The sequence below is a fragment of the uncultured Mobiluncus sp. genome, from assembly GCF_947087965.1.
Classification (GTDB): Bacteria; Actinomycetota; Actinomycetes; order Actinomycetales; family Actinomycetaceae; genus Mobiluncus.
The window spans coordinates 47,111-63,054 of sequence record NZ_CAMUES010000009.1 but is presented as its reverse complement, the minus strand read 5'-3'; the positions used below and the strand labels follow the sequence as shown (position 1 = coordinate 63,054).

The 15,944-nt window shown below is 56.5% G+C and carries 12 protein-coding genes; 7 read left to right on the top strand and 5 right to left on the bottom strand.

Annotation, left to right across the window (positions count from 1 at the left end; all coding sequences use genetic code 11):
• Both gatC and Q0V70_RS09195 read right to left on the bottom strand, forming a co-directional pair.
• On the bottom strand, window positions 1–297 hold the full coding sequence (gatC, locus tag Q0V70_RS09200; protein WP_282921785.1) for an Asp-tRNA(Asn)/Glu-tRNA(Gln) amidotransferase subunit GatC: 297 nt from the start codon (window positions 295–297) through the stop codon (window positions 1–3).
• A 48-nt stretch (window positions 298–345) separates the two neighbouring features.
• A complete protein-coding gene (locus Q0V70_RS09195) occupies window positions 346–1,887 on the bottom strand; it encodes a cell wall-binding repeat-containing protein (protein WP_297591061.1) in 1,542 nt (513 codons plus the stop codon).
• Window positions 1,888–2,001: 114 nt separating this feature from the next.
• Here Q0V70_RS09195 and Q0V70_RS09190 point away from each other — a divergent pair, with 114 nt between their 5' ends.
• The gene (locus Q0V70_RS09190) at window positions 2,002–3,357 is read left to right on the top strand and encodes a phosphatidylserine/phosphatidylglycerophosphate/cardiolipin synthase family protein (RefSeq protein WP_297591041.1); all 1,356 of its coding nucleotides are present in this window, start codon (window positions 2,002–2,004) and stop codon (window positions 3,355–3,357) included.
• Between the two features lie 126 nt (window positions 3,358–3,483).
• Here the strand turns inward: Q0V70_RS09190 and ligA are convergent, their stop codons facing one another.
• Window positions 3,484–5,880 (bottom strand): NAD-dependent DNA ligase LigA, encoded by a 2,397-nt coding sequence (ligA, locus tag Q0V70_RS09185; protein WP_297591058.1) that lies wholly within the window; start codon window positions 5,878–5,880, stop codon window positions 3,484–3,486.
• A gap of 179 nt (window positions 5,881–6,059) precedes the next feature.
• Here ligA and Q0V70_RS09180 point away from each other — a divergent pair, with 179 nt between their 5' ends.
• The 3 genes from Q0V70_RS09180 to Q0V70_RS09170 all read left to right on the top strand — a co-directional run bounded on the left by Q0V70_RS09180 (window position 6,060) and on the right by Q0V70_RS09170 (window position 10,468).
• Window positions 6,060–6,623 carry a DJ-1/PfpI family protein gene (locus tag Q0V70_RS09180; RefSeq protein WP_297591038.1) on the top strand — a complete coding sequence of 188 codons (564 nt, stop codon included), beginning with the start codon at window positions 6,060–6,062 and terminating at the stop codon, window positions 6,621–6,623.
• 172 nt (window positions 6,624–6,795) lie between these two features.
• Window positions 6,796–10,068, top strand: a complete 3,273-nt coding sequence (locus Q0V70_RS09175; protein ID WP_297591036.1) for an FtsK/SpoIIIE domain-containing protein — start codon at window positions 6,796–6,798, stop codon at window positions 10,066–10,068.
• 136 nt (window positions 10,069–10,204) lie between these two features.
• Window positions 10,205–10,468: a WhiB family transcriptional regulator gene (locus Q0V70_RS09170; RefSeq protein WP_004008046.1), complete on the top strand. Its 264-nt coding sequence runs from the start codon at window positions 10,205–10,207 to the stop codon at window positions 10,466–10,468.
• Window positions 10,469–10,585: 117 nt separating this feature from the next.
• On the opposite strand, the gene Q0V70_RS09165 is transcribed toward Q0V70_RS09170, so the two are convergent.
• Complete coding sequence (locus Q0V70_RS09165; RefSeq protein WP_297591033.1) at window positions 10,586–12,052, bottom strand: sensor histidine kinase; 1,467 nt, start codon at window positions 12,050–12,052, stop codon at window positions 10,586–10,588.
• 85 nt (window positions 12,053–12,137) lie between these two features.
• Here Q0V70_RS09165 and Q0V70_RS09160 point away from each other — a divergent pair, with 85 nt between their 5' ends.
• The 3 genes from Q0V70_RS09160 to Q0V70_RS09150 are packed head-to-tail and all read left to right on the top strand — an operon-like array spanning window position 12,138 to window position 14,140.
• Complete coding sequence (locus Q0V70_RS09160) at window positions 12,138–12,629, top strand: DUF2505 domain-containing protein (RefSeq protein ID WP_297591031.1); 492 nt, start codon at window positions 12,138–12,140, stop codon at window positions 12,627–12,629.
• A 55-nt stretch (window positions 12,630–12,684) separates the two neighbouring features.
• On the top strand, window positions 12,685–13,485 hold the full coding sequence (locus tag Q0V70_RS09155) for a thymidylate synthase (RefSeq protein WP_297591029.1): 801 nt from the start codon (window positions 12,685–12,687) through the stop codon (window positions 13,483–13,485).
• A gap of 13 nt (window positions 13,486–13,498) precedes the next feature.
• Window positions 13,499–14,140, top strand: a complete 642-nt coding sequence (locus Q0V70_RS09150) for a dihydrofolate reductase (RefSeq protein ID WP_297591027.1) — start codon at window positions 13,499–13,501, stop codon at window positions 14,138–14,140.
• A gap of 91 nt (window positions 14,141–14,231) precedes the next feature.
• Here the strand turns inward: Q0V70_RS09150 and Q0V70_RS09145 are convergent, their stop codons facing one another.
• Window positions 14,232–15,851 carry a succinic semialdehyde dehydrogenase gene (locus Q0V70_RS09145; protein ID WP_297591025.1) on the bottom strand — a complete coding sequence of 540 codons (1,620 nt, stop codon included), beginning with the start codon at window positions 15,849–15,851 and terminating at the stop codon, window positions 14,232–14,234.
• Window positions 15,852–15,944 lie beyond the last annotated feature (93 nt).

Here is a 15,944-nt window from a genome sequence, read left to right as displayed (position 1 = left end):
TTACTCCTCCCCGATAATCTTGGGCACGCCGAACATACCGCGGTCTGGCTGCGGGGCGGCCTGAAGTACCTCATCGTGGTCGAGGCATTGACCCACCTCGTCCTCACGCCACACGTTCGTAAGCGGAATTGGGTGCGACGTCGCCGGAATATCCGGTTTCGCTACCTCGTTGACTTTCGCTACCGCCTGGGTAATTACATCCAGTTCAGCGGCGAATTTGTGGATTTCTTCCTCGGTCAGCGCAATTCGGGCCAAGCCAGCGACGCGCCTCACTTCATCAGCATCAATAGTCGACATATTACTGAGTCTAGCGAAAAACGCAGCGCGGCGCTTAACCCTATTTGCTCAGGGTTGTTCCATCATTTCCAGTTCCGCGGGGTCAAAGAAACTAATGTGCACATGGTCAAAGTGATCTTGCGTAACATTGGTGGCCAGTTCCGGTTCTTTCATCAGTTCGCCTTCAAACCCTGAAGCCTGATAAATCGTGTTCCGGAAGATGATGTATTTGACGTGCAGTAGCTCTCCGTTGGCTGTGAAATACGACACGATACGGTTCCCGTAATCTATGGCGGCTTGACTTGACCAGGGACCAGCCCCGGCAATAGGCAAATCTATGGCCAATCCGCGAGGATGATCACCCGAATCCGTATTTGGATTACCGCGCTTGCCGGAAATCCACCGGAACCCACCAATGTCTCGAGACACGCAGCGCAACCCGACTAGAGCAACGTGTTGCAGCCCTTGAGACTCCCATTCCGGTTTTGTAACGGGACACTTCTCCGGTTCGCTGATGGTGGGGCGAAGACGCCAGGGAATCCAGTTTCCTTGCAAAGCAGAGATGATTTCCTGTTCCACCGAGGCAGCTACTGCCCCTTCGCCTCCAAAAATATAAACAGTACTATTGGCACTGTTTCCCAGAAGCATTCCTCCGGCAGCTTCGGCAAGAGTTTGACTGTTGGTCAGCAAGATAGAGGCAAAAGGCACCGAACCCGCCACTATAGCATCTGCGAAATTGTCTCCCCTGGCTACAATGACTCTGATCCGAGAGGGAGCTTCGCCCTTGTTTGCCCCCGAAACGCCGTAACCAAAGGCGGAAAGCATAGGCTGCCAAACTCTTGAAGACTGCGCATAGCCGGAAATAGCCGCGGCCGTTTCATAGCGATTTGCTCCATCCAGAGAAAAAGCAGCAGGATAATGCAAATTCCTGCCCCCAAGCTGAGCAACTTGAGTACCTTGAGCAACGCAACTATCAACATATTGGCGTTGGTTTGCGGTTAGGCCTGAGGATTCGGAAACCAACAGCAGCGGATTGGACAGTGCTCCGGCTGCAACTGCGTCGGGAGAACCTTGGCCATCCGATCCAAACGCACCGGCGAGATAAATCTCTGTAGGACACTTTCCCTGTGCGGAACGTTTGGCGATTTCTAAGGAGGTTTCCTGACGATTTTCCCCTTGGATTCGCGCAGTCGATGCTCCTGCAGCTGCTTGCGCAAATTCCTGCAACACGGTTTCCGGGACGGCGCCTTGTCCCCCGAGCGCAATAACCTGGGAAGGATGCTTGGAACGCAGATACTCCAGAGAGGCGTCATTGCCTATGCCATCGGGACGAGCCAACAAAATAGGACCCTCATCTAAAGAACCAGCAGCTAGAGCATCAGCAGCCACATCATATCTAGCCACAAAAACTACATTTGGACTAGGCCAAAAATGCTGGGCTACTTTGGCTGCAGTTTCAATCCTTGAGTTGCCAGCAATCCGGGTTAACTCGAGATTTGTTCCGGCATAACTCGTCGATGGCTGAGCAACAGACGTCAATGCTAAACCAAACGTTAAGACAACGGCTATCGACACCGCGATTCTACAGGAGGTGAGACGCACGTGGAGCATAACTTTGTCCTCATCAATACACGCTAACGAATGCTTCGCCCCCATGATAACTGTTCTCCCTTCTGTTTTTGTTGGGTTTATCCTCTAAACTTCTAGTGTGGAAGGAATGTCGGCATGAGGAAACAAACGAAAAACCCAATGCAAGAAATTCTTAAGCAAAGCAATGCCAAGCCCCGCGGCGAGGCATTCCGCCAAATTGCCCGTTTCTTTACCCAGCTTTCTGAACTGGCTGTAAAGACCCCTCAGGAACTACCCAAAGTGTTGGCACGATTTTTTGGTGGGTTTCTGCTGTTTGAGCTCATAGCCGGGGCGATAACAGTCGTTATCGATACTCTGAGAACCTGGCGCCAGTCCACTGTCAAGCCTTTTCCGATTACCCAACTTCCCGAAATCAGTTTCGACGAGAACAAGATGCAGGTCTACACCTCGGGGATTGAGGTATACACCGCGATGCTGCAAGCCATCCGTTCGGCGCAATCTCACGTCTTCTTTGAAACTTTCATCTGGAAGAATGACGAAATCGGGCATTTGTTCAAAGAGGCTTTGATTGATGCGGCGAAGCGCGGGGTCGAGGTCTTCATTATCTGGGACGCTTTTGGCAACATCAATATTCCCTCCGCCATGACCCGTTTCCCTCATCTGCGTAACCTGCACGTTCTGCGTTTCGGACTGTTTCGTTCGTTCTTTCTCTCGCTACGTTCCACCGGGCGCGACCACCGCAAACTCCTCACCGTTGACAATAAGGTCGGGTTTATTGGTGGGTACAATATCGGTTCGCTCTATGCGACCCAGTGGCGCGATACCCACCTGCGTGTCAACGGCCCGTCGGTGTGGAAACTGACCGACGCCTTCACCGATTTTTGGAACGCCCATAAAACCCGGCACCTGCCTAAGCTGCCCCAATTTATGTCCCGCCAGTGGATTCCTGAAATCGAAGTAGCACGCAACGAACCTAACCGTTTGCTGTTCCCCGTCCGCGGCCTGTATATCAAAGCGTTAAACAAGGCTCAAAAGAGGTTTTGGATTACTCAGGCTTACTTCATCCCCGACCAGGATATTTTGGATGAACTCATTGCGGCAGCGTGGCGCGGAGTGGATATTAAAGTGCTGATGCCGGAAACTTCCAACCATATCGCGGCTGACTGGGTGGCTCGCTCATATTATTCCCCGATGCTGGAAGCCGGGGTGGAAATCTGGCTCTACCAGGAGGCTATGGTCCACGCCAAGACGGCGACCGCCGACGGATGCTGGACCACGATTGGAACCGCAAACATCGACCGCCTGTCCATGACCGGCAACTATGAAATTAATATGGAGATTTTTTCCACCGACCTGGCCGACCAGATGGAACAAGTGTTCCTCAATGACCTCACTAACGCTCGGCAGCTCACCCTGGAGCAGTGGGAGGAACGACCCGTAGTCAATCGGGTTATTGAGCGTCTGTTACGCCCGCTCGGCTCGGTTTTGTAGAGCTGGGTATTCTGGGATTTCGCCCACACGTCAGCAATCCGCCGGGGGCAACCCGCAGCTCGCCCCGCACTCAGAACCAAGCTGTCCACGCCTCGACCCCGGACTGCCGCCCATCACAGGACTGGCTTAGGTTCGCGACAAGCCCTTTTCCAGCAGGGCGTTGAAGTCAGCAGATTCGATGACGGGAATGCCTAGTGCCTGGGCTTTGGCCAGTTTTGACCCCGCGCCGGCACCGGCCACGACCAAGTCGGTTTTTTTCGATACCGAACCGGCCGCTTTCCCTCCGCGGGCTTCTACCGCTAACTGGGCGGATTCACGAGTGTAGCCGGGGACGTTTCCGGTGATGACCACGGTCAGGCCGGCCAGGGTTGGCGCCAGACCCCCACCAGCCAGAGCGGTTCCGCTCGCCGCTTCGGATTGGCTGACTGCCCCAACTCCCGCGGCTTCCCAAGCATCCACGATTTCTTGATGCCACGGCACTGTGAACCAGTCGTGGATAGAGGCGGCGATGACCTCGCCAACTCCCTCAACTTCACCGAGCTGTTCCACGCTAGCGGCTCGGATAGCCGACATCGTGGCAAACTGTCGGGCTATGGTCCGAGCCGCGACCGGACCCAGATGCCGAATGGACAGGGCCACCAGAACCCGCCATAGTTCTTTTGACTTCGCGGCTTGTAGCTGTTCAAAAAACGTCTGGACGACTTTCCCAGCCACGGGAGGCCCGAGACGCTGCCCGGTAGCCTCCTGAGCGGCTTTCGGCAATGGTTTCGGTTTCGCCCAAAAGAACCGAACCTGTTGCCAATCCCGACCGGACGTGCCCGGCATCTCGCGCCACACCATCACGTCACGCAAATCCTCAGGCTGCAAGGCAAACAAACCCGCCTCCGAAGTCAGGACCGGGGACTGAACGGGCGGCAAGAGATCCTCGATGGCTTCGAGGCCGAGTCCCTGACCAGGCTGAACAGCGATAATGGTTCCGTCCTCCAGCTCACAACGACCCCCCGCCGCGAGAGCAGCGGCCACATCGCCGCGCCCGAACTCCGGTTGGGTCAGCGCTAGAGCGCCTTCCTCCCCCAAGCCTTCAATATCCAAGGCGTTGCGCGAACCCACGTGAATGAGCCTCTCGGTGATTTGTGCCGGGCACCCCGACTGATTGGGACAGCGCAGATCAATGTCACCTTCCTTTTGCGCTCCGAGCCTGGTCCCGCAGGAGGGGCAGGTGTCGGGCATCACCCATTGGGGCAGGCTCGCTGGTCTAAGGGACATTACCGGCCCTAAAATTTCGGGGATAATGTCCCCCGCTTTACGCAACACGACAGTGTCGCCGGGCCGCACGTCTTTGCGGGCCACTTCTTTGGCGTTATGCAGCGTGGCGCGCGAAACGTAGGAGCCGTCAACCAAGACCCGCTCCATTACCCCGAAAGGTGTGACTCGTCCGGTCCGCCCCACCTGCACCTCTATACCCAGCAAACGGGTGTGGACCTCTTCGGGAGGGAACTTGTAGGCGCACGCCCACCGCGGCGCCCGCGCCGTCGACCCCAGGGCGTCCCGTTGCGCAAAGCTGTCGACTTTCAGCACCACGCCGTCAATCTGGTGGGCAAAATCGTGGCGATGCGCCGTCATCTGGTCTAAAACCGCATGGACCTCAGCCAGGGAGTGCATTCCTGCCAAAGGCAGCCCCAAGCTGGCTGGAGTCTCCCGCACGGAATGCAAACCCCACGACTCCAATAGCTCATAAAAGTCCTCTTGGGTCTCCAGCTGCGCCACTGCACCGGGGCTAGCCCAACGCACTTCCCCGACCCCGTGGGCTAAAAACGCGAGGGGACGTTTAGCGGCTTGGGCGGGATCTTTTTGTTTCAAAGAGCCGGTGGCCGCGTTGCGCGGATTGGCAAACAGTTTTTCTCCGTCCTGTTCGCGGGCCGCATTCAGAGCGGCAAAATCCGCCAACGGCAAGTACACTTCGCCGCGAATTTCCACCAGTTCCGGCACTTTTTCACCATCGAGCCGCACCGGCACGGTCGCGATGGTTTTCACGTTTTCAGTCACGTCCTCGCCGGTAAAGCCGTCCCCGCGCGTAGCCCCGACCGCGAGCGTACCGTGAAGGTAGGTCAAACTCATCGCCACCCCATCCACCTTGACCTCGGCAGAAACCGAGAAATCCTGGCTCTCGAGGCTCTTTTCCACCCGCGCCCACCACGCGTCAACCTCCGCGTAAGAGAAAACGTCATCGATAGACCCCATCTGTTGCAGGTGGCGATGCGGGGGGAACCCCTCCGAGCTAGCCGTTTGCCCGCCACCCCCGACCGTTTGCGTTGGCGAGTCCGGGGTCACCAGACCGGGATAGGCCGCCTCCAACAGCTGGAGTTGTACGAACAGGGCGTCATATTCCGCATCACTCAGCCGGGTCACGCCGGTTTCTGGAGTTTCGTCGTAGTAGTCCGTGCGTGCCGCCTCGATTTGGTCCACCAGGTCAGCATGTTGGGCTAAAGCAGCCTCAGGGAGGGAGGTTTTTTTCTTCACGATTCCATCTTAAGGCCAACCCGGAAAGGCAAAATTTGGACCTTGGCGTACCCGGGACTTTCCGGTAAATACTCCGTGCTCTCACAACTTGCGGTGGAACTTACGAAGTTCCTGGGGTCTCAAATTAACCCGCCTCCTTGTAAACTGGGAACGAAAATGAAACAAATGATTAAGGAGACGAGATGGAAGCCAGTATTTTTATTGCTAATGGTGTTGAAGAATGCGAAGCCCTGCTGGTCGTAGATTTGTTGCGGCGCGGGGGAATCGAGATTCAAACGGTGGCGGTCAACGATGCCGCCGGCGATGATGAAAAGGCGCGAACCATCGTGAGCTCGCACCAGGTTCCTTTGATTTGTGATGTACACCTCAATAGCTATGCCCCCAGCGACGAAAAAGTCCTGGTCATCCCTGGTGGTAAGCTCGGGGTAGATAACCTCAAAGCGTCATCCAAACTGTCCCAGATTCTGCGTTCTCATCAGGAAAATCTGGCAGCAGTATGCGCCGGACCGACGGTATTGGGGGCACTGGGACTGCTCGATGAACATAAAGCTACGGTTTATCCCGGTTTCCAAGACGGCTTGGGGGCTGCAGATTATACCGATACCGGCTTGATTCACGACGGTCGGGTCATCACCGCCCGGGCGCTGGGCTCCTCCATCGACTTTGCTTTGGAAATTATTACTCTGCTGCGTGATGAGGCTCAGGCGCAACAGGTCGCTGCCCAGATTTGCTACCAAACTCACTGATTTTCCTGGTTTAGGTTCTTCCGGTTACTATCCTGGTTCTCTGGGTCAGAGCTACGCTCTAAACAGGTTTTGCACAACTTTTTGAGGGTTATCAACAAGTCCTCACCTACGGTTATCCACAGGCTGTGGATAACCGTTTGTGAAAATCGACTGTGGTCCCTAACTTGAGGGTATGGAACATTTTTTGCAACCACGGGCGGCTCTGACATCACCGCTGCTCTGGGTCGTTGTCAAAGGACCCGATTCAGGCCAAGCATTGCCCGCGATTCCAGGGATTTTTGGCAGACTGAGCGGGTTGAGCGACCCGCAAATCTCGCGTCAAAATCTGCACCTGGAGCCGTCGAAAAAAACTTTGCGCGCTTTGCCGTTTCCTGGTTCCGCGCCTGTGTACAAACTGTGGAAAACATTGCCCTGGACCCACCGGATACGTCGGGCCTGCCGTCTCAAGCCCGGTGCGCGCCTAAAACTTGGGGCCACCATCTTGCGCCTAAGCCACCGCCCACCCGACCTTCGACTGACTCCTCCCCCGGCACCGCGACAGTTTGCGGGACGTACCGCTTTGTTTATGTTCCTACCGCTGCTGCTCATGTTGGGATTGGGAGCTTTCCTGGGGTGGCGCCTGCTGGTGATTCTGGGCATTGCCGCCGCGATTGCCCTGGTGGTGTTCATCCGACGGGCGCTGACAGTACCGAATCCGGAAAAGCTGTGGCTTGCCTCCGCCACCCCTTTGGCGACGCCCTCGCAAAAGGTCACCGCGATTCGGGTGTTTTCGGGTCGGAAACTACGCCGGCGAGTCCTGCAGATTCAACCGGGGGAAACGCTGTGTTTCACCGGAGCGAGAGGCACGGACCAAGCCCGGTGGGTCATCGCACAAGCTATCCTGTTTGGTCAAGCTCGTCTCAGCGAAAAGAATCCAGACCCGTGGCGCGGAATCAAACCTCGCGAAGAACCGGGCCAGACCGCACCGCAACCCCTGGTAATTCGCGTGTTTGACCCCGACGAAACCCCACATTTAGAGACGGACGAAGTCGGGATGACCATCACCGCCGATACGCCTCCGCCGTGGGCGCAACGTATACTCAACCCGTCCCCACGCCGCCGCATTATTACAGCCGCCTGGTTCGACTCTCTCCTGGAGGCCTTGGGGGACAATCCGCAGCGCCTGAACTTGACCGCCATACCCCCCGCCGAAAGCCTGCCCGACTTGGTTGATGTCAGCCAGTGGGGGCAAACCAGTCCCGAGGCTATCGCCCAAAGCTGGCAGACACCTCCCCCAGGCTTGTGCGCCCAGCTCGGGGTGAGCGCCGCAGAACGTCCGTGGCGGATTGATTTGGTGAAAGAAGGACCTCACGCCCTGGTGGCGGGCACAACCGGGGCCGGGAAATCGGAGCTGCTGACCACCTGGTTGCTGGCATTGGCTCTGCGCTACTCTCCCCGTGACCTACGGTTTATTTTGCTTGATTACAAGGGTGGGGCGGCATTCGAGGCGCTCGGCGCGCTGCCCCACACTCACGGCGTGTTGACGGACTTGTCACCGCAGCTCACCGCTCGTGCCCTGGCGTCCCTGGAGGCGTTCCTGAAGCAGCGCGAGACGGTTCTGTCCCGGGTTAAAGCCCGCGACCTGGAGCACTATCACCAGCTCACGGGACAACGGCTACCTCGAATCCTCATCGTAGTGGACGAATTTCGCGCCCTAGCCACGGATCATCCCGAAACTTTGGAAAACCTGATTCGCCTGGCTACGCACGGACGTTCGCTGGGACTACACCTGATTTTGGCTACGCAAAAGCCCGGTGGGGTGGTTAACGGCCAGATTCTGGCTAATACCAACCTGCGGATAGCTCTGCGGGTTCGTTCTCCCCAAGACTCGACCGAGATACTCAGCGATACGCGGGCGGCGAGCCTCCCGCCCATTCCGGGACGTCTGTATTGGGAGGGGCTCACCTCCGGCGTGGCACAAGCCGCCTGGTGCGGCAAAGCCGACTGGGTACGACACAGTGTGGATCAGGTTCGCCAAGCCTGGGAGCAAAGCTGCGAAAATGCACCCCTACCGGAAATATGGTGTCCCGATTTACCACTGGCCACGCCGTGTCCCCCCGGCCGCTTCGCCCTGCTGGACTTTCCCCACCAGGCTCACCAAAGCTGGCGCTTGCCCCAAACGAGCTTGGGGATTTTCGGCAATCCCAGCAGCGGACGTACTACCGCCCTGGCCACCCTGACCACGACATGGCTGAGGCAAACTCGCTCGGTGATAGTCATCACCCCCAACCCGTCGGCGTTCTGGAACCGGTGGGGCAGGCTGCGCGAACCGTTGGCATCCCCACTCCAACGTATTCTCACCGTATTCGCCCCGAAAGACTTGTGGAAACTCGATCAATTCATGTCCTTAGCGGCAAACCGTGGTTTAGAGGGGGCTGCGGTGGCTATTGACCGTGCAGATTTGCTGGCTGACGAGCTGGAACGACTCTATCCAGGCCAAGGAATCAAGCGCCTGGAAACGTTGCTGAGCGAAAATGGGGCCGGGGGCTATTTGCTGGCTTTCACGGCTCCTTTGAGTGCTGGGCATACCGCTTGGGGAGCCTTGGCTGGGGAAAAGTTTGTGTTGTGCCCACGCGATACGGTGGATTTGCATTCTGCCGGCATTGAATCCAACGGAGTACGCGGGCGTCTGAGTGAGGCTTTGCCTGCCGTAGTTACGCCCGGCCGCGGGGTGTGGCAAATCGGCAACACGTGTGCTACCGCCCAAATCGGTCTGCCCAACTGCGAGGGTTTAGCCGAAATGGCCGGTACTGTGCTTCGCGCGGATTCTCCTGACGACGCACCGACGGCCCCGTGCGGTGAGGTAATTGTCATAACAGATTTGCCGAAAGTGTTTTCCCATCGAGAAATGCCCCACTCCGCTCAGCAAGTTACGCTAGGCTGGTCCTCATCGCGCCGTGATTGGCTAAGCCTCTCACCCGCGCGGCGTCACTGGGTAGTAGACGACCTCGCCGAGATGCGTCCCCTGGTGGCTCAATTGAAACGGGAATATCGCCGTCTCGGCTATCGGGTGATTGAGGCAGAAGATTTTGAACTTGAACACATCGACCGGGATATCTTTGTTGTTGTTTCCAATTCTGAACACAACACCCCTAACCTGAATATTTTACGGGAGTGTGTTGAGAGTAGCCTGAAGTTTGACCTAACATTCCTAGAATTACGTTCACCTGGGCTTATGTCGGGAAATTTAACCCTCTCATTACCAAATTTTACCAATCGGAAAGTAACGCTGGCCCGTTTAGGAAACACCATCGAAGCCAGACACCGGGTAGCAAATTACCTCGATATCGAGATGGACTTCGTCCGAAAACTCCAGGCTATTGGCGAATTTACAGCAATTTATCAGAACGGTACCGAAGTGGGCGCGCTGATCCCTCCGAGTGCTAATGTGACACATATCACCTGATTTTTGAAAAATTCTTCATTTACATCTCTTGAAAATGCGCTGGAATGATGTCACCCTTGTTAAGTCGAATTTATTCCACGCAAAAGTTTTACAAATCCCTAACCGAATCTTTTGCACCGAACTCTAAGGAGCAATTATGGACTGGCGCGATCAAGCAGCTTGCTTAACCGTAGATCCTGAACTTTTCTTCCCCGTAGGAAACACCGGCCCGGCATTGGCTCAGATTGAAGAAGCTAAGGCCGTGTGCGCGACCTGCCAGGTTGTGGACATTTGCCTGAAGTGGGCTCTGGACAATAACCAAGATGCCGGTGTCTGGGGCGGCACCAGCGAGGATGAGCGCCGTTCTTTGAAGCGTCGCAATGCCCGCAATGCCCGTGCGCGCCGCGCCTCGAGCCTCTAAGTTACACGCCTCTGGGGACGTCAACCCCAGGAAAGACCCCGCTGGTGGTGAGCGCATTAGGTAGCTCACCACCACGGTTTTTTTACCAGCTCCAGCAGGCGACCGGAAGCTGCCGGCTTACAGCTTGGTAGCGGTGAGGCGCACAATCGTACCGCTAGCGGGAGGCTCTCGGTTTTCCCACTGCACTGTCCCAACCAGTTCGGTTTTGACCAGAGTCTGGACAATCTGAGTACCCAAGCCCGAACCGACCGATTTGCCGGTGAGTCCGTGTCCGTCATCGGTCACGGTCACCACCAAAGTCTCGTTGTGGTCGTCCCGGTGGGCCTCGACCTCTACCACCCCGCTACGGCCTTCCAAACCGTGTTCAATCGCGTTGGTCACCAGCTCAGTAAGCACCAACCCGAGGGCGGAGGCCGCGTCCGCACCCAGCGTCCCAAAGCTGCCCAAGAAACGCGTCTCCACAAAGTGGTCCGAAGAGGCCGCGGTCGCCACCAAAGCCAGTAGCTTACGGAACGTGTCGTCAAAAGACACGGTCTCATCAACCGTATGTGACAGCGCCTCGTGCACCATCGCGATAATCGAAATTCGCCGTTCCGCCTGAGACAATTCCTCTTGAACCACCGCGTTATCCGAACGGCGAGCTTGCAGGCGCAACAAAGCACTGACCGTTTGGAGGTTGTTTTTCACCCGGTGATGCACTTCGCGAATGGTGGCATCTTTGCTCAACAGTTCCTTTTCACGATGGCGTTTTTCGGTCACATCACGGCACAGTAGCAGGGCTCCAATCCGTTCCCCTTCCTCGACCAGCGGTAGCGAACGAATGGTCAAATCCACTCCGCGCACGTCAATCTCGGCCAAGGCAGAAGATCGTCCCCGCAGCACTGTTGACAAATCCTCATCGATGACGGCGCCTTTTTCCAACAGCGGCAAGACGGAGTCGCTAAGTTTCGTGCCATGAAGCTGGTTGTGAAAACCAAGCCGTTTAAAAGCAGAAATCCCGTTCGGTGAACAATGTTCTACCAGCCCCTCATTATCCAGCATCAAAGCCCCATCGGCCACCCGGGGATTGCCGTGTTTGCCGGTGGTCGGGGTGACCTCAAAAGGAAAGTCTCCGGCCGCCACCATCTTCCACAACGTCCGGGAAACCGCTTTAAACCAACCCTCGCCACCAATCTCGCCGACCTGGAAAGCCAGGTTGGTTTCAATCGCCAGGACTCCAATGTTTCGTCCCGCAAAAGGCACCGGCACCAGCACCTCGGATACCGTGTTCATTCCCGTCCAACGGCGTACGGGGTTCTCAATAATTTCCCCTTTCAACAAGACCTGTTCCAGAAGGGGCAGACGGGTGGCAGGCAAGTTCAGTCCAATGACGTCATCGAGGTGAACCGTAGGGCCCGTAGCCGGGCGGCAGTGAGCCGCGCAAGACATTCCGTCATAACGGTTCGGCAGCCACAGCAACAAATCAGCTTGGGACAGGTCAGAAATAATCTGCCAATCCGACACCAAACGATACAGCTGTTCTACAGCTTCTTCGGTCAATGCCTGAAATGGGGATTCCCCCAGGGAGCGTTTAAACGTCGACACCCTCTCAGGTTATGCGTTGAGCTGTGTTTTGAGCAACCTGCATTTAGAATATAAAGGTAAATTGAAACTTCAGGAGAAACCCGACATGAAATTCACCCAGACCCTGGTTTATCCCGGATCTCGCGCCCAAGTCACCGCGATGTTGAAAAACCCGGAATACTACAAGAAACGCTGGGCGGATTTTGATAATCACGCCCAAGTCGATTTGAGCCTGACCGATAACCGCATCCGGGTATCATCCACCGTGTCCATTTCTACTGAATACCTAGACCAACTGGCCAACAAGCTCAATACCGGGCTGAACCTAAAAGTGGTGGAAGTCTGGGATTTGAATCAGTCCGGGTGGATTGAGAACGGCACTATGAGCGGCTCGATGGCAGGTGTCCCCGTAAAGTTTTCGACCACTATGGTGGCGAAATCTGAGCCGACCCCGCAGTCCGGCACCGAAATTACGCTAGAGGGCGAAGCCACCTGCGCGATTCCTTTTTTTGCGGTGGGAGTGGAACGAGCCGTAGTAAAGACCATTGTAAATGCCTTCGCCAAAGAGACTGTCAAGGCGGACGAATTTTTGCTGTAGGGGTCCCTGATACAGTGGTTTTATACCGCCTTCAGCGTGTTTAAGAAGGGAAGATATGACCATCACCGACCACCAATACGAGGACTTATTAGCCGACATTATGTCCCACGGCGTGGAAAAACCCGACCGTACCGGCACGGGAACCCGCTCGATTTTCGGGCGCCAGCTGCGCTATGACCTCTCGCAAGGTTTCCCCGCCATCACGACCAAGAGTCTGTACTGGCACGGCGTGGTCGGTGAGCTGCTGTGGTTCTTACGGGGAGGGACCAACAACCGCTGGCTAGAGGAGAACAACATCCATATTTGGGACGAGTGGGCGAACGACTCGGGGGATTTGGGACCAATCTACGGTCATCAGTGGCGTGCCTGGCCCACCGCAGCCGGCCCGGTGGATCAGGTGAGAAACCTGCTCGATACCCTGAAAAACGATCCTTCTTCCCGACGAATGCTGGTGTCGGCCTGGAACGTTTCGGAGTTGGATCAGATGGCGCTGGCTCCCTGCCACGCTTTCTTTCAATGCTGGGTCGGGCAAGGCCGGCTGTCCCTGCAGATTTACCAGCGTTCGGCGGATATGTTCCTGGGGGTGCCTTTCAACATCGCCTCCTACGCTTTGCTGACCCATATGCTGGCTCAACAGTCTGATTTACAGGTCGGCGAACTAGTGTGGACCGGCGGAGACTGCCACATCTACGCCAACCACGTGGACCAGGTCACCCAACAGCTGTCCCGCGAACCTTTCCCCTTCCCCACTTTGGAACTGGATAAAGCCGACTCCATTGACGACTACACTTTTGACATGATTCGTCTGGCGAATTATCAACACCACCCCAAGATTTCCGCTCCCGTAGCGGTCTGATGTGAGAGGCAGCATGGTCGGCTTGAATCCTGGCGCAAATAAACCAATACACAATCCCTACGGATGGACTCCGCCAGTCCCTCCTGACCCGACCCCCAGCCCGGAGAGTTCACCGGCTGAATCTCGCGCCGGACACGGCATCGGTGTCCTCGGGATGATTTGGGCCGAGGACAAGGCACGAGTGTTGGGTGCTGGCGGCAAAATGCTGTGGCACGTCCCCGCGGACTTTAAACATTTCAAAGACACCACCATGGGCAGTCCGGTTATTATGGGGCGCGCCTCGTTCCTCTCCCTGGGACAGGCCCTGCCCGGTCGGCGCAATATCGTGCTTACCGGGTCTCGTGAGTTCACCGCCCCTGATGTCGAGGTAGCCCACAGCCTCCCCGAAGCGTTGGAACTTTGCGCTAACACCCCCCAGGTGTGGATTACCGGCGGTGCCAAAGTGTATCGCGAAGTCATGGAGTTGGGATTGGCGGATTTGCTGGTAGTCACCCAACTGGACATGACCGCGATAGTGCCTCCGATGAGCACGGTGGCTTATGCCCCGGTCATCGATTCGGTTCGCTGGCAACTGGACCTGACCCGTTCGGACGAAAACTGGCGCCCAAAATCCGGAGACGCCGCCTGGCGGGTACGCTACTACATTCCCCGCTAAACGTTCCGGCCTCCAAACGCCGGCGGGTCCGGTCACACCGAACATTACTCCGGCACGATTCCGAACCCGTCGCGAAGAGGAAAATGCGTCCCTAGAGATGCAACCAGCGCAGAGCTTTCAGGGCAAACTTCAGTACCTTGACGTATTGTTCCTGACTCAATCCCATAACCGGCGCAATCGGCACTGCCCGGTTTTGCACCGCGATAGTACGTGATTCCATGTATTTATGGATGCCCTCGATACCGTGGCGACGCCCCAGACCAGAATCTTTCCAGCCACCCATAGGAGCGTCCGTGGAACCCCAGGCGGCGGTGAACCCCTCGTTGACGTTGACCGTGCCGGCCTCAATCCGGCGAGCCACCGCCACTGCGTGAGCCGGCTTGCCCCAAACCGAGGCGTTCAAGCCGTAATTCGTGTCGTTGGCCAGAGCGATGGCCTGTTCATCGGTATGGAAACGATACAGAGAAACCACGGGACCAAAGGTCTCATGATTGAACAGAGTCATCCCTTCCTCGACACCTTCTAGAAGGGTAGGTGCATAAGCGGTGTAGCTAATTTCAGGCAATGCATGGCCGCCGGCCAGAGCTACCGCGCCCTTGCTCAGAGCGTCCTGAACTTGGGTATCAATCGTTTCGAGCTGGTGGTCGGAAACTAGAACCCCCATATCGGCCTCCCAGTCAAAGGAAACCTCAACCTTCATATCGTTGATACGTTTGATGAGCTTGGCCTTGAACTCGTCATAAATCGAGTCTTGGACATAGAGGCGCTCAATGGAAACACAAAGCTGGCCGGTATTGGCGTAGGCAGACCGAACCAGGCCTCGCACCGCGTCGTCGACCCGCGCGTCCTCCAGCACTATCATCGGGTTCTTACCGCCCAGTTCAGCTGAAACTCCGATTAGGTTTTCGCCCGATTGTTTGGCGATAACCCGTCCCGTGGCGGTCGAACCGGTAAACATCATGTAGTCGACTTGTGCAATGAGCGGGGTTCCCAGCTCGGAGCCACGTCCGGGCACCAAAATAAACAAATCAGGATCCAGCCCGGCTTCTACCATCAGGGCTTTGCCGACCACCACCGACAACGGAGTATTGGAATCCGGCTTGGTCACAATGGCATTACCAGCCGCCAAAGCCGCGATAGCATCCGTAATCCCCATCGATAGCGGGTAGTTCCACGGCGCAATCACCCCCACAACTCCCTTGGGCTCATACATTACGAAAGTACGCGTCACACCGGGAAACGCCCCGCGGCGCCGCTCGTCGCGAACCGCATGAGGCAGGGTGCGCGCATAGTAGCGGCAGTTCAGGGCGATATCCTGAATCTCGTCATAAGCATGGTAGCGAGACTTGCCGGTTTCCCACTGAATCACGTCGAGGATTTCGTCCATGTGCTGCCACAGCAGGTCATGAAGTCTATACAAAAACTGCGCCCGGGTGGCGGCAGGAGCCTTGCCCCAGCGCCGCCCCGCACTACGGGCACGCACGATGGCTTGATCCAAGTCTGCCAGGGTGGCTTGGGGAACCCCGAAAGCATCAATTCCAGTAAATGGGGACTGGACGGCTCGTAACGGACGGCCTTCCGGCAGTCCCACCACCCGCTCCAGGTTTGGCACCAAACTACGGAAAGAAGCCTCACAGCGCTGGTGCATCTGACGTGCTTGGGCTTCGGCTTGGGCAGAAGGATAAATCATCTTAGTTTCCGTATCGGACATCGCAGTCTCCTTTGACAGTTCAGTATCACACCGTTGGGATATACATCCATCTTAGGACAGATTACTCATCTACGAAAGGTGAACGCCGTTCAG

Coding starts and splice junctions, on each gene's coding strand:
- gatC (WP_282921785.1), bottom strand. CDS start 297: ATGTCGACTATTGATGCTGATGAAGTGAGGCGCGTCGCTGGCTTGGCC.
- Q0V70_RS09195 (WP_297591061.1), bottom strand. CDS start 1,887: ATGCTCCACGTGCGTCTCACCTCCTGTAGAATCGCGGTGTCGATAGCC.
- Q0V70_RS09190 (WP_297591041.1), top strand. CDS start 2,002: ATGAGGAAACAAACGAAAAACCCAATGCAAGAAATTCTTAAGCAAAGC.
- Q0V70_RS09180 (WP_297591038.1), top strand. CDS start 6,060: ATGGAAGCCAGTATTTTTATTGCTAATGGTGTTGAAGAATGCGAAGCC.
- Q0V70_RS09175 (WP_297591036.1), top strand. CDS start 6,796: ATGGAACATTTTTTGCAACCACGGGCGGCTCTGACATCACCGCTGCTC.
- Q0V70_RS09170 (WP_004008046.1), top strand. CDS start 10,205: ATGGACTGGCGCGATCAAGCAGCTTGCTTAACCGTAGATCCTGAACTT.
- Q0V70_RS09160 (WP_297591031.1), top strand. CDS start 12,138: ATGAAATTCACCCAGACCCTGGTTTATCCCGGATCTCGCGCCCAAGTC.
- Q0V70_RS09155 (WP_297591029.1), top strand. CDS start 12,685: ATGACCATCACCGACCACCAATACGAGGACTTATTAGCCGACATTATG.
- Q0V70_RS09150 (WP_297591027.1), top strand. CDS start 13,499: ATGGTCGGCTTGAATCCTGGCGCAAATAAACCAATACACAATCCCTAC.
- Q0V70_RS09145 (WP_297591025.1), bottom strand. CDS start 15,851: ATGTCCGATACGGAAACTAAGATGATTTATCCTTCTGCCCAAGCCGAA.